This is a genomic window from Nocardia crassostreae (genome assembly GCF_001613405.1).
GTDB classification, from domain to species: domain Bacteria; phylum Actinomycetota; class Actinomycetes; order Mycobacteriales; family Mycobacteriaceae; genus Nocardia; species Nocardia crassostreae.
Genome location: NZ_BDCH01000020.1, coordinates 105,774 through 118,429, shown reverse-complemented (window position 1 = coordinate 118,429; position 12,656 = coordinate 105,774). Strand labels below are relative to the sequence as shown.

Here is a 12,656-nt window from a genome sequence, read left to right as displayed (position 1 = left end):
GAGGCACAGACGCACTCCACAGTAGTTGCGTGCGCTAACGATGTGCATCGTGAATCGACTCACAGCTCATCCGGGCCGTCAGTGCTGTTCGGGCAGGTGCAGGCGTTTAAGCGACAGTGCGTTGAGCGCCACGATAATGCTGGACCCGGACATGGACATGGCGGCGATCTCCGGGCGCAGCGTGAAGCCGAACGCGGGCTCGAGGACACCGGCGGCAATGGGCAGTGCGAGGGTGTTGTAGCCGACCGCCCAGGCCAGGTTCTGCCGCATCTTGCGCAGCGTGCCGCGGCCGATGCGCAGCGCGGTGGGCACATCGAGGGGGTCGGAGCGCATGAGGACCACATCGGCGGTCTCGATGGCGACATCGGTGCCCGCGCCGATGGCAATGCCCAGATCGGCGCGGGCCAGCGCGGGCGCATCGTTCACGCCGTCGCCGACCATGGCGACTTTCTTTCCGCCGGACTGCAATTCGGCGATCTTGTCGGCCTTGTCGCCGGGCAGCACCTCGGCGATGACGGTGTCGATGCCGAGTTCGGCGGCGATCCGTTCGGCGGTGGCGCGATTGTCGCCGGTGAGCATGACCACCTCGACGCCCATCGCGTGCAGATCCCGCACGGCGGCGGCGGAACTGTCGCGGGGCGCGTCGGCAATGCCGATGACAGCCGCCGCCCGGCCGTCCACGGCGGCCAGGACCGCGGTCTGTCCCGCACCCGCCACCCGGTCGCGTGCGGAGGCCAAGTCGCCCAGGGGAATTCCCTCCCGCTCCAGCAGCCTGCGATTGCCGATGACCACCCGGCGGCCGTTCACGGTCGCGGTCGCGCCGTGGCCGGGAACGTTCTCGAAGTCTCGCGCCCGAACGCCGTTCGCGCCCTGCGCCTCGGCATGGCGGACGACGGCAGCCGCCAGCGGATGCTCGGATTCGCGTTCGACGGCGGCCAGCAGCGGGAGGAGTTCGGCGCTGCGCACCGCGCCGTCGGTGATGATCTCGGTGACCTCCGGCTCGCCCTTGGTGAGGGTGCCGGTCTTGTCCATGACCACGGTCTGGATGCGCGCGGAATTCTCCAGGGCCACGGCGCTTTTGAACAGCACACCGCGTTTCGCGCCAAGCCCGGTGCCGACCATGATGGCGGTCGGCGTGGCCAGGCCGAGGGCGTCGGGGCAGGTGATGACGACGACCGTGATGGCGAACAGCATGGCCTTGGCGAAGGTGGCGCCCGCCAGCAGCCACACCGTGAGCGTCAACGGACCGCCGATGAGCGCCACCAGGACCAGCCAGAAGGCGGCGCGGTCGGCCAGCCGCTGGCCGGGGGCCTTCGAATTCTGGGCCTGCTGCACCAGATTCACGATCTGGGCGAGCGCGGTATCGGAGCCGACCTTGGTGGCGCGCACCCGCAGCGTGCCGTTCTCGTTGAGGGTCGCGCCGATGACCTGCGCGCCGGGTTCCTTGTGCACCGGCAGGCTCTCACCGGTCACCATGGACTCGTCGACGTCGCTCTCGCCCTCCGCCACCACACCGTCGGTGGCGATCTTGGCGCCCGGGCGGACCAGCAGCACGTCGCCGACAATGACCTCGGCCGTGGGGATTTCGGTCTCCCGGCCGTCACGGATCACCACGGCCTGCGGCGGTGCGAGATCGAGCAGGGTGCGAATGGCGTCATTGGCGCCGCCGCGCGCCCGCATCTCGAACCAATGGCCCAGCAGCACGAAGGTGGCCAGCATGGTGGACGCCTCGTAGAAGACCTCGCCGCCGCCGGTGAGCGTGATGGCCAGCGAATACAGCCAGCCCGCACCGATGCCGACCGCGACGAGCACCATCATGTCGAGGGTGCGCGCCCGCAGTGCGCGCACGGCCCCGGTGAAGAAGATAGTCGAGGAGTAGAAGATCACCGGGAGGCTGAGGATCAGCGCCCAGATGTCCTGGCGCAGGCCGAACGGGGTCGGCACGTGCAGCCCGAACATGTCCGAGGCCATCGGCGACCAGAGCATCACCAGCAGCGAGAAGACCAACGCGACCAGGAAGCGATTGCGCATATCCCGTGCCATGTCCGCCATGGACATCCCCGCGTGACCATCATGGTTGTGCTCGTCCGCGCCATGGCCCCGCTCGTCCACGGCGTGGCCCTGCTCGTCCGCGCCGTGCGCCGCGGACTCCCGCTTCGCGCCCTCGTGCTTCGCGGGTTCGGCCAGCGGATCGCAGATGTGGTTCGGCACCGATTGCCCGGCGCAGTGCAGGCCGCACTCGTGCACCCAGTCCCGCAGGTCCGCGACCGAGGTCAGGGCCGGGTCGTAGACCACGGTCGCGGTTTCGGAGACCGGATTGGGCTGTACCGACAGCACCCCCGGCCTGCGGCCCAGCACCGTCTCGACGACCCGCTGCTGGCTGGCCCAGTGCAGGCCGCGCATGTCCAGCACAGCGGTGCCCGGTTCGTTCTGCCGATCCATCTCGCCGCTCCTTCACCACCCGGGTGCACGATCCCTCTCGACGATATTCCCACCGGGGGTACTGATCGCGCAACCGGAGGTGCGGCGGCTAGCGAATGCCCGGGGTCGCCGGATCCGATCCGAAGCAGCCGACGATGTAGCAGCCGGGCGGCCAGTCCGACACCGGCGGGGCCAGCGGCTTGTCGAGGCAGGTCAGCAGGCCGCAGCCGGGATAGGCCATGGGGGCCGAGGCCGAGGGCGGCGAAGGTGGCGTCGGGATTGGTGATCATCGGGTCGGCCAGGCTGACATCGGGCCGCTCCTCGTAGGGGCCCGGATCGGCCAGTGTCGGCGAGAGGAAGGACGCCTCGAGGGCGCGCAGCACCTCGTGCGGGAAGCTGACCGCGTCACCGGGGATGGTGATGCCGGTCCAGCTGATCATCAGGCCCAGGCTGGGCACGATGATGTTGTCCTGGCGCATCATGCCGCCCATCTGCACGGCGTCGGCGGGCAGGCCCGGGAAGGTCGACCCGCAGCCCTCGCCGTTGACCACGAACAGGAACCCGTAGCAGGGGTTGATGTCATTGGGCGTGGTCGCCTGCGCCAGGTAATCCTCCGAAACCACTTGGGCGCCACCCCAATTGCCGTGGTTCATGACGAGCAGGCCGAGCTTGGCGAAATCGTCGGGCGGCAGGATGAGATGGGCGTAACCGTAGGTGTTGTCGCTGCGGTCCCGCGCCCAGTAGTAGTCGGTGGCGAGAATCCCCAAGGGGTCGAACAGCTTTCGTTGCGCGTACGCCTGGAAGTCCTCACCGACGGCCCGCTGCACCACATAGGCGAGCAGGTCCACGGCGCGCTGGCTGTACTGCCACGAGGTGCCCTGCGGATAGACGATCGGCATGGCCACCGCCTGGGCCACCACATTCGGATCCAATTGCACCAGGCCGGTGAGACCCTCCGAGGCCACCGCCACCTGCATGCCCGAGGTCTCGGTGAGCAGGCTGCGCACCGTGATCGCCCGATGTTCCGAATCACCCAGGCCCACAGGCAGATAGCGGTCGATGGGGTCGTCCACCCGCAGCTTGCCCTCGTCGACGGCGATACCGGCCACCATGGAGACCACCGGCTTGGTGGAGCTCCACAGATTCCACGGCATCCCGCCCGCGCGGTCGTTGGTGGGGCCCACGGCGACCTGGCAGTTGTTGCGGAAGACCTGGAAGGTGAAGCGCGTCCGGTCGGCGGCGAATTCGGTCGCCTTGCGCAGCAGCGCCGAATCCAGGCCCACCTCTTCGGGTGTCGCGGTCTGCGGGGCGCGCCCGCTGCTGACGTCACACCACTTCAGGCCGTCGGGCGCGGCCTGGGCGGCGGGCATGACGACCAGCATCATTGCCGCCGCCAGTACCGAAACCACCATGCCCGCCAACGAACGAATCACCCAGTCCTCCTCTGCCGCACTTCCGTTCGACTCATCGGCAGTTTCGGGCACTCGTTATCGATTCGTAGCCCCCGAATTACTTGGGCGAGGGTTTCCGGGGCGGGTCCGTGACCTCCGGATCCTCGGGTACAGAATTTCCTGAATACAGATTCTGATGTACTGTCAGGGCGTGGATACCCTCCTGCACATCGACGCGCTCAGCCGTTTCGGGCATGCGCTCTCGGACTCGACCCGGACCCGGATCCTGCTGCACCTGCGCACGGGTCCGAGCTATCCGTCCGATCTGGCCGACAGCATCGGGGTATCCCGGCAGATTCTCTCCAATCACCTGGCCTGCCTGCGCGGATGCGGTCTCGTCGTCGCGGTCCCCGAGGGCCGCCGCAGCCGCTACGAACTGGCCGATCCCCGCATCGGGCACGCGCTCGACGATCTGCTCGGACTGGTGCTGGCCGTCGATCCGAACTGCTGTCCGGACGCCGGGACGAAGGAGTGCTGCTGATGAGCGCACCCCTCGGAATGCCGTCGCTCATCCGCGCACCCGGCCCCACCCCGGAGCGTCGCGCGGTCCTGGCCCGGCGCATCCGGCTGCTGGTGGCCGCGACCATCACCTACAACGTCGTCGAGGCGGTGATCGCCCTCGCCGAGGGCACGCGCGTCTCGTCGGCGGCCCTCATCGGTTTCGGCTTGGACTCGGTCATCGAGGTGTCCTCGGCCGCCGCAGTGGCCTGGCAGTTCTCCGCCCGCGATCCGGCGCGGCGCGAACGAATCGCCTTGCGCATCATCGCGTTCTCGTTCTTCGCCCTCGCGTTCTACGTGAGCGTCGATGCCGTACGGTCATTGCTCGGCGTCGGTGCGGCGCGGCACTCCACCGTCGGGATCGTCTTGGCCGCGGTCAGTCTCGCGATCATGCCGATCCTGTCGTGGCAACAGCGCCGCGCCGGGCGCGAATTCGGTTCCGCCTCGGCGGTGGCCGATTCCAAGCAGACCCTGCTGTGCACCTATCTGTCGGCGGTGCTGCTGGCGGGCCTGCTGTTGAACAGCCTGTTCGGGTGGTCGTGGGCCGATCCCATTGCGGCGCTCGTCATCGCCGCCATTGCGGTGAAGGAGGGCCTGAACGCCTGGCGCGGCGATACTTGCTGTGCCACAACGCCACTCGCCGCCGCCGCGAACGACGACTGCGCCTGCTGCGACTGACGGCCTGCCCGAACAACACGGTCCGCGGCCTCGATCGATTCAACCCGCGGTCTGGAGCCGCCACTCCCGGCCGATCCCGCGCAGCAGCGCCGGATACACCAGCGTGTACCGGATCGGCTTGATCCCCACCATGTACACCCGGCCCAGCAGACCGTTGGGCCGCACCAATCCGGTCATCTGCGCGTAGTAGCCGCCCGTGCCGTCGGACACCCAGCCGAGGTGCAGCAGCACGTGCACGGTGCGGTTGGCGCTCTCGGCCAGCCACTCGTCGTGGGTTCGATACACCGACGTGAAAGGGACATCGGACATATCGGGTCCGCGGTCACCCCGCAGATCCGCGGGCAGGCGATCCCGCAGCGAAGCGACCCGCCTGCCGACGCGCTCGCGCGGCTTGTCCCAGCCGAACAGCGCGCCCAGCTTCCAGCGCAGCGCGAACAGCGCGCGCAGTATCGGATTGCCCTCGATGGCCTTGTCGTCCGGGCCGGTCATCTGCCGGACCAGCCGATCCAGATCGTCCGGACCGCCCGGGGTCGGCAGCGCCCAGACGTCCTCGACCTCGAAATCCGGGGTCAGCTCATGCACCCGCCAGGGCCGGGACGTGAATTCGGTATTCGGCAGCCTCATAGGGGATCTCCATCCGGTGTGACCACTGATCGCCATGAGTGCGACCATGGCTTCATGGTCGAGCAGCCGCGGGCGTGGCGTCTTGAACGAAACGGCAATACCGTTTTCGCCGCCGTCTGCGCCGAATTCGCCTGCTATGCCGAGGACTCCGGCCCCACCGGCGGCGCGCACCGCAATCCGGCCTGGCACCTGGGACTCCCCTGGGACGGTCCCATCACGGCCGTCGACGAGACGGGGCGAACGATCACCGGGGCCGGTCTGCTCGTCCCGCCGGGCCTGCTCTCCGCGGTCGAGCACGCCCCCGGCATCACCGCGCTGTGGATCGACCCGCACCGGCTGGCCATTCCGGGCACGCCGCGCATTCACGCGCTGACGCGCAGCCAAGCCCAGCGCCTGCTGACCGCCATTACCGACGATTTCGATCCGGAGCGCCTGCGCCACACGGTCCACCGGATATTCGGCGGATCGCCGCTCGTCGATCCCCGGTTGCAGCAGGTCCTGCAGGTTCTCGACCACGACGTCGAGATCGACGAGCTGGCCGATCGGGTCGGACTCTCACCCCGGCGGCTGCGCCAGCTCTCCGGTCAGTTACTCGGCGGCCCGCTCGTCAAGCTGCGCCGCTGGCATCGCCTGCGGGAGGCCGGGCTCCAGCTTCCCTTCCTCCCGGCGGCCGAGGTCGCGGCCCGCACCGGCTTCGCCGATCAGTCGCATTTGATTCGCACCATGGTCGCGCTGTGCGGCCGGACGCCCACATCGAGCGCCGTGCACTGGCGGTGAAACTTGCCGGGCGGCGGGGCGGCATGGCTAGGGTGGGTGCGAAGGATGTGATCGAGCAACCGCCGGAGGCACCGTGCACGTGATTCGCCGACTCTTGTTCGTCCTGCTCGCGCTGGCCGGATGTGTCGCGCTGGCCGTGCCCGCGGCGCATGCCACGCCATCGGTGACTCTCGACGACGCCACCGCGTGCACGCTCGACGAGGCCCTGGCCGCGCGGGCGGGCGCGGGCGCGGTGAGCGCCGGGGAGCTCGCCGAGGTGGTCTCCCGGCAGTTCCTGGGCACGCCGTATGTCGCGAATATGCTCGTCGGCTCGGCGAATCAGCCGGAGCAGCTGGTCATCGACTTCCGCGGCCTGGATTGCTTCACCTATCTGGATTACGTGGCGGCGCTGAGCAAGTCCGCCGATCGGGAGCAGTTCGTGCAGAACGTGGTGCGGCAGCGGTATGTCGACGGGCAGGTCGATTTCGCGCATCGCAAGCACTTCTTCACCGACTGGGCCACCACCTCGCCGGTCAATGCCAAGGACATCACGGCCGCGCTGAGCCCGAACGCGGTGACGGTGACCAAACAGCTCAATGCCAAGGGCGACGAGAGCAACTATCTGCCCGGCCTGCCGGTCGTGCAGCGCGGAATCACCTATATCCCCAGCCAGTTCGTGGACCAGAACCTGGTGAACCAGCTGCGCAACGGTGACTGCATCGGCGCGTACACCGATCTGCCCGGGCTCGATGTGACGCATACCGGACTGTTCGCCACGACGGCCGCCGGGCCGGTGTTCCGCAATGCGTCCTCCCTGGCAGCCAACAACAAGGTCGTGGATTCGCCCTTCTTCGACTATGTGAATTCGGTACCGGGCATCGTGGTGCTGCTCACCGAATGATAACGAAATAGTCACGCTACCTACTGCTCGCTAGGTCGCATCCGCTACCGTCTCGGCCCATGAGGAACCGCTTGGGCAAGAGTCTCGTGTCGCTGGTCGCGGCGATCGCGGGATCGACCGTCATCGGGGCGGGCGCGCACGCCGATACTCCTGCCCCGGGCAATCTGCCCACGGGGGCCATCGAGTCCACGTATTTCGAGCCGGGGCCGTGGGCGGTGACCGAGCAGGCCGGATTCGGCTGCTGCGATTCCGCCGGGTCGGCATTCGATATCTGGTACCCGTCGGAGCTGGGCGCGGGCGTGGTCCGGCATCCGATCATCACGTGGGGCGACGGGACCTGGGCGCATCCCTACCAGTACCGGTACCTGCTGTCCCATTTGGCCTCATGGGGTTTCGTGGTGATCGCGCCGGACAATACGAATACCGGCACCGGAGAGGAGATGCTGGACGCGGTCGAGTATCTGGTGGGTCGGGCGGCCGATCCCGCGAGCCCGTTCCATGGGAAGCTCGACACCGGCGCGGTCGGGGCAATGGGGCACTCGCAGGGCGCATCCGGTGCGCTCAATGCCTTCGCGCACTCCGGTGGGGCGATCAGGACCGCGGTGACCATCGAGCTCGTCGGGCAGTTGCTGTGCCCCATCGGCCCGATCGTGTCCGGGGAGGCCGGAATGTCGACCTGTGCCGATCCGCAGCAGCTCGGTTCCGGATCGATCTTCTACATCAATGGTTCGGGCAGCCCCATTTCGCCTACCAGCCAGTCGATTCCGTGGCCGCTCGGCGGAATCCAGTCCGCGCAGGGGTATTACGACGCGACCCCCGAGGCGGTGGAGAAGGTGCGGGCCACCCTGAACGGACCGAACCACAATGACATTCAGGGCGGGCCGGATTACGCCGGGATCAGCGCGGGCCGTGTGAACGGGGTCTACGGGTTCCTCAGCTACGCGACGGCCTGGTTCATGGACCGGCTGCGCGGGGATGCCTTGGCGCACAGCGCTTTCGTCGCTGGATCGGGTGAGTTGTTCGCGCAGACCGCCAATTGGAGCGAGCCGCGGAGCAACATCACCCGATGACCGGCGTCAGTTGCCGGGGAGCGGGATATCGGCCTTGAAGCGCGGGCCGGGCGACAACCCCCGCAGGACGGCGCTGGTCCAGGCCACCGCCGGGGGCCAGCCCGCGACCGCGTTCACCACGTGTTCGGGCAGTGGCATGGTGTAGAAGCGCAGGTCCGCGCCGCGGTTCCAGTAGTCGTTGACCGTGAGCAGGACGGCGGACGCCGGGATCAGCTCGTCCCAGATGCCGTGCCACCAGAAGATGGGCGTATCCGGAATGTGTTTGCCGAGGCTGTTGTCGCGGAGCACATCCATGACCGCCGGAGTGCCCTCCAGGGATTTACCGGGCTGGAAATAGGCGCTGATCGGACGGTACATGCCGGTAGGGGCAATGGTCAGGACACAGCGGCTCTGGAAGTCGGCGAGGATGGCTTGACCCTCCTCGGTCAACAATTCCTCGGCATTGAAGGCGTCCGGGTATTCGCGGGACAGGGAGGCGAAGCCCAGCCACATGGTGAAGTTGCTGATTCCGGTGAGTCCGGGCTGCTGCTGGATGGCGTAGCGCGCCTGCTCCACCAGATTGGCGGGCATACCGCCGACCGCGGTGCCCAGCAATTGCACATCGGGGGCGTAGCTCTGGCGGAGTTCGGCGGCGCGAATGGAACCGGAGCCGCCGCCGGAATAGCCGTAGAGGGCGATACCGGAATTCGTCAGGCCGAGGCTGGGCTCGTTCTTCATGGCGCGCAGGCTGTCCAGGACCATCTTGCCTTCGTCGAAGGTGTTGAAGGTATTGAACTTGCCGTCGAAGTCCGGGACGTTGATGGCGAAGCCCTGCATCAGCCAATACTGGTCCAGCAGCGCCTCTTTCATGGTGCCGACCTGCAAGGTGTAGGACGGGTTGCAGGAGGAGTCGGTGGAGTCGATGGCCTCCTGGAAGGACACCACTGGGCGCGGGCTGCCGATCCATGGAATGCCGGGGGTGATCACCGAAGTGGCGGTGGCAATGGCGTTTCCGTGTACATCCTCGCTGCGGTACAGCAGCTGTTTGGTGTCGACGGGGAACGGAATGCCCAGGAGTCGCGTCTGTACCGAGCGGGTGCGGATGATCTGGCCGGGCGCATGCGATTCCAGGTCCGCCGGATCGTCGTACCAGGGGTCTTCGTCGGGCACCGGGATCGGGAGCGCGTCGTAGAGCTGGGGTTCGGAGGGCAATTGCGGCAATTGATTCTGATCCGGCGGGAACACCGGCAGTGGATCCGCCGCGGCGATTCCGCCGCCCGCCATGACGCACAGTGCGGTCACGGGAGCCGCAACCCATCGGCAAAGCCCCGACGCTTTCACCATCTGTCTCCATTTCGGCTGGAGCATCGCCATTGATGCCCATAGGAATTGGTTATCAGTAGACAGTGCGGCGCAGGTCACTCGTATCCGGAATTCGACAGACTTCACCGGCTCCGATTGGTCGAGTGCACAAAGGCGATGGATGAACGGAACGCGCTCAGCTGGCGTCGACGGTGGCGAACCCGACCCAGACCAGCGGCGAATGCGCGATATCGCCGTTTTCCCGCCAGGTCGCCAGTTGGGTGCGCTGCCAGTCGTTCAGGGCGCGGACCGGGTCCTCGGCCTCGTGCGCGGTATCGATGGCGCACACCGCGTCCTGTAGCGGGCGGCTGTCCGCCGCCGCACCGCCGAAGCGCTGGAAGGCCAGATCGGTGGGCAATGGCCAGCGACCGGCGGTCACCAGCTCCGCCCCACCGGTGAGCATGGCCGCCACCAGCCCGAGCGGCTCACCGAACCGCAGATCCCCGCCGCTCTCACAGGCAATGAGCGCGACCCGGCTCGGAATCGGCCAGAGCGCGGGACCACTGCGCGGATCATCGGACAGCGTATGCGTGCCGAGCAGCAGATCCCGCGCCGCCAAGGGCCGGTGGTCACGCTGTGCGGGCGCGAACCCGACAGTGTCGGCCGTGCACGCCAAATGCAGTGTGGCCGACTCACTCCGCCCCGAAGCCGGTGCCGCCGCGGTCACATGACCCACATACAGCAGCCGAGATGCCCCGGCCCGCAAGACTTCCCCGAGCCAGTCCCGATCCACATCGGTGCGCCGGAAAACCGCGAGCGGATCGTCCCCGTCCGGCACCAACCGATCCACGGCGGCGTACTCGCCCACCCGAACCGCCAGCGGCGCGGCCGAATCCATACGCCCCAGCACCGACCCGAGCGCGGAATCGGCCCGGAAGCCCGGAATGCGCGGATCGAGCACGGCCACCACCGGCAGGCCCCGAGTCTGCCGCCACGACCTGCCGATACGCGCGGGCGCGTGCACGATCCCCGTCGGAGCCAGCACGCTCACATCCGCGATGTCGAGCAACCGCAGCCCCTGATCAGGCGCGATCAGCTCCCACGGAATCTGCGCGACCCGCGGCGACGGCTGAATGCGCAGGTGCGGCCGCACGCCCCGAACGGAAAGCTCATGTAGCTGCGCGGCCAGCCCGTAGGGCAGCAAGGCCGCCGAAAGCGCCTGCGCCAACTCGTGTTCAGCCTCGAAGGACGCCAATTCCCCGGTGCTGAGCGCGGCTTCCAGCCCGCCCGGCGCCCCGGGCACGGGCAACGCGGCCGCGAACCGCCGCACCACATGCTCGACCTGCTCCTCGGGAACGACCCCGACACCCTCCGGAGCAGCCTCGTCCACCCAACGCCAAGTCACATAGAGATCCCCGGCATCGGCCATGCGCACCAGCGCGGTCGGCCTCGCTTCAGTCATTCTCGAACCACGGATCATGCGGGGATCACCCGGTTTTCGCGGAGGGGGCGGCCGTAGCGCTGTTCCGCGGCGGTGATCCAGTCGGCCAGGGCGATGTGATTGTCGGGGGCGACGGCGATACGGGGTGGGAGGGTGATCGGCAGGCCCGCGCTGGCGGCAACCGCGGCCGACGCCGTACCCAATTGCAGGGCTTCGGGGACAGGGGCCTGATTCGTCACAGGTGGGGTCGGCAGGTCGAGGGTGTCGAAGGGCAGGCCGGATGGGGCGATGGAGAGGCGGTCCAGGTCCAAGGTCTCTCCGGCGCAGATTGTTTCGATGAGGTCGGCGATGAGGCGGGCGTCACCGGCCAGGTGGGCGTAGCGGAAGGCCAGGCGGAGCGCCGGATCGGCCATGCGGCGGTTCCAGTTCTCCCGTTGGGCGCCGTCGGGGAGTTCGTGGCGGACGGCGTCGAAGGCCAGGGCGGCGGGGACGGCCAGGTCCACGGCCTGGGGCAGCAGAGCCGGGAGGCTGTCGAGGAGGGGTTCCAGCAGACCGGCGTGCCAGAAGTCGAGCTGGGCGCAATGCAGGCCGAGGCCACGCTCGGCGTAGGTCTGGCGCGCGGCGGCCAGTTCGGCTTCACCGGTGGGATGGTCGCCGCCGGTGAAGGCGACGGTGGCGAGGCGGGTTCGGACGTCCGCGGCGTCGATTTCCGCGCCGGATTGCTCGAATCGCTCCAGGGCCTGCCGGTAGCGGGCGGCGGCGGTCTCGAGATCGACGCGGTGTTCGGCGATGAAACCCATGACCTTCCAGCCGATTCCGGCACGATAGGCCAGGCCTGCCGACTCGAAATAGTCCTGGGAGGCGGTCAACGGCGCTTCGGCCTCGTCGAAACGTCCGCTGCGCGTGTGCATCAGGGCAAGATTCTGGCGGGTCTCGGCCACGCCGTCGATATCACCGGCGGCTTCGAAGGCGGCCAGCGCCTGCCCCGCGAAGTCCTCGGCGAGGTCCCAGCGGCCGGTCTCGAAATGCGCGGCGGCCAGGTTCATCAGGGGGTGACCGGCCTGCTCTGGCGCGAACAGTGTTGCCGCATCCAGGGATTCGCTCGCCAATTCGATGGCGCGGGCCCACTGGCTCCGATGCAGCGCGATCGCGGTGGCCGAAACCCCACAGGCGAACCGCAGATCGACGGGCGCATCCTCGGCCGCCAGCAAGCCACGGGCCTGTTCGAGCGCGTCCTGGGCGGCATCCAGATCACCCAGGTGTTGCAGGGCCTGAGAGAGGCCGATCAATGCCCCCGGCCGCATGCGCGGGGCATGGGAGGGCATCTGCCCCAACGCTTCCCGGAACCGCTTCGCCGCCCCAGCATGATCACCCGAATGATCGGTCACCACGGCGGCATTGACCATAGCGGCCACCCGCACATCGCCGGTCGCCGTGCGCGCCGCATCCTCGAAGATGCGCAGGGCCGCACCCAGGTCGCCGCGCCCCATGGCCTCGGCGCCCGCCTGCATCAGATCCCACCCGCCGGGCTCGGG

General features: G+C 68.3%; 10 protein-coding genes and 1 pseudogene. 5 read left to right on the top strand and 6 right to left on the bottom strand.

Annotation, left to right across the window (positions count from 1 at the left end; genetic code table 11):
• Window positions 1-78: 78 nt before the first annotated feature.
• Both NC4_RS21530 and NC4_RS42945 read right to left on the bottom strand, forming a co-directional pair.
• On the bottom strand, window positions 79-2,442 hold the full coding sequence (locus NC4_RS21530; RefSeq protein WP_067541240.1) for a heavy metal translocating P-type ATPase: 2,364 nt from the start codon (window positions 2,440-2,442) through the stop codon (window positions 79-81).
• Window positions 2,443-2,963: 521 nt separating this feature from the next.
• Window positions 2,964-3,533, bottom strand: a pseudogene (locus NC4_RS42945) (serine hydrolase domain-containing protein); the annotation flags it as partial.
• 475 nt (window positions 3,534-4,008) lie between these two features.
• Here NC4_RS42945 and NC4_RS21520 point away from each other — a divergent pair.
• Together NC4_RS21520 and NC4_RS21515 are read left to right on the top strand one after the other, a co-directional pair.
• Window positions 4,009-4,353, top strand: coding sequence for an ArsR/SmtB family transcription factor (locus NC4_RS21520; protein WP_084529567.1), 345 nt, complete (start codon window positions 4,009-4,011; stop codon window positions 4,351-4,353).
• Entirely contained in the window at window positions 4,353-5,048 is a 696-nt protein-coding gene (locus tag NC4_RS21515) for a cation efflux transmembrane domain-containing protein (protein ID WP_067541685.1), read from the top strand. The genes NC4_RS21520 and NC4_RS21515 overlap by 1 nt, the downstream gene beginning before the upstream one ends.
• 39 nt (window positions 5,049-5,087) lie before the next feature.
• On the opposite strand, the gene NC4_RS21510 is transcribed toward NC4_RS21515, so the two are convergent.
• Window positions 5,088-5,672, bottom strand: coding sequence for a DUF2867 domain-containing protein (locus NC4_RS21510; RefSeq protein ID WP_067541236.1), 585 nt, complete (start codon window positions 5,670-5,672; stop codon window positions 5,088-5,090).
• Window positions 5,673-5,726: 54 nt separating this feature from the next.
• Here NC4_RS21510 and NC4_RS39225 point away from each other — a divergent pair, with 54 nt between their 5' ends.
• The 3 genes from NC4_RS39225 (at window position 5,727) to NC4_RS21495 (ending at window position 8,399) form a co-directional block, all read left to right on the top strand.
• Window positions 5,727-6,449, top strand: coding sequence for an AraC family transcriptional regulator (locus NC4_RS39225; protein ID WP_084529641.1), 723 nt, complete (start codon window positions 5,727-5,729; stop codon window positions 6,447-6,449).
• Between the two features lie 73 nt (window positions 6,450-6,522).
• Window positions 6,523-7,329: a DUF1460 domain-containing protein gene (locus tag NC4_RS21500; RefSeq protein ID WP_067541234.1), complete on the top strand. Its 807-nt coding sequence runs from the start codon at window positions 6,523-6,525 to the stop codon at window positions 7,327-7,329.
• Between the two features lie 59 nt (window positions 7,330-7,388).
• Entirely contained in the window at window positions 7,389-8,399 is a 1,011-nt protein-coding gene (locus tag NC4_RS21495; protein WP_157555020.1) for a poly(ethylene terephthalate) hydrolase family protein, read from the top strand.
• Window positions 8,400-8,405: 6 nt separating this feature from the next.
• On the opposite strand, the gene NC4_RS21490 is transcribed toward NC4_RS21495, so the two are convergent.
• The 3 genes from NC4_RS21490 to NC4_RS21480 form a co-directional block, all read right to left on the bottom strand.
• Window positions 8,406-9,722: a lipase family protein gene (locus NC4_RS21490; RefSeq protein WP_067541230.1), complete on the bottom strand. Its 1,317-nt coding sequence runs from the start codon at window positions 9,720-9,722 to the stop codon at window positions 8,406-8,408.
• 154 nt (window positions 9,723-9,876) lie between these two features.
• Window positions 9,877-11,142 (bottom strand): CHAT domain-containing protein, encoded by a 1,266-nt coding sequence (locus NC4_RS21485; protein WP_067541228.1) that lies wholly within the window; start codon window positions 11,140-11,142, stop codon window positions 9,877-9,879.
• Between the two features lie 14 nt (window positions 11,143-11,156).
• The gene (locus NC4_RS21480; RefSeq protein ID WP_245721856.1) at window positions 11,157-12,632 is read right to left on the bottom strand and encodes a tetratricopeptide repeat protein; all 1,476 of its coding nucleotides are present in this window, start codon (window positions 12,630-12,632) and stop codon (window positions 11,157-11,159) included.
• Window positions 12,633-12,656 lie beyond the last annotated feature (24 nt).

What these genes read in the sequence shown, in the direction of transcription:
- NC4_RS21510 (WP_067541236.1), bottom strand. Translation starts at nt 5,672, where the DNA reads ATGAGGCTGCCGAATACCGAATTCACGTCCCGGCCCTGGCGGGTGCAT.
- NC4_RS21490 (WP_067541230.1), bottom strand. Translation starts at nt 9,722, where the DNA reads ATGGTGAAAGCGTCGGGGCTTTGCCGATGGGTTGCGGCTCCCGTGACC.
- NC4_RS21515 (WP_067541685.1), top strand. Translation starts at nt 4,353, where the DNA reads ATGAGCGCACCCCTCGGAATGCCGTCGCTCATCCGCGCACCCGGCCCC.
- NC4_RS39225 (WP_084529641.1), top strand. Translation starts at nt 5,727, where the DNA reads ATGGTCGAGCAGCCGCGGGCGTGGCGTCTTGAACGAAACGGCAATACC.
- NC4_RS21485 (WP_067541228.1), bottom strand. Translation starts at nt 11,142, where the DNA reads ATGACTGAAGCGAGGCCGACCGCGCTGGTGCGCATGGCCGATGCCGGG.
- NC4_RS21520 (WP_084529567.1), top strand. Translation starts at nt 4,009, where the DNA reads ATGTACTGTCAGGGCGTGGATACCCTCCTGCACATCGACGCGCTCAGC.
- NC4_RS21530 (WP_067541240.1), bottom strand. Translation starts at nt 2,442, where the DNA reads ATGGATCGGCAGAACGAACCGGGCACCGCTGTGCTGGACATGCGCGGC.
- NC4_RS21480 (WP_245721856.1), bottom strand. Translation starts at nt 12,632, where the DNA reads ATGCAGGCGGGCGCCGAGGCCATGGGGCGCGGCGACCTGGGTGCGGCC.
- NC4_RS21495 (WP_157555020.1), top strand. Translation starts at nt 7,389, where the DNA reads ATGAGGAACCGCTTGGGCAAGAGTCTCGTGTCGCTGGTCGCGGCGATC.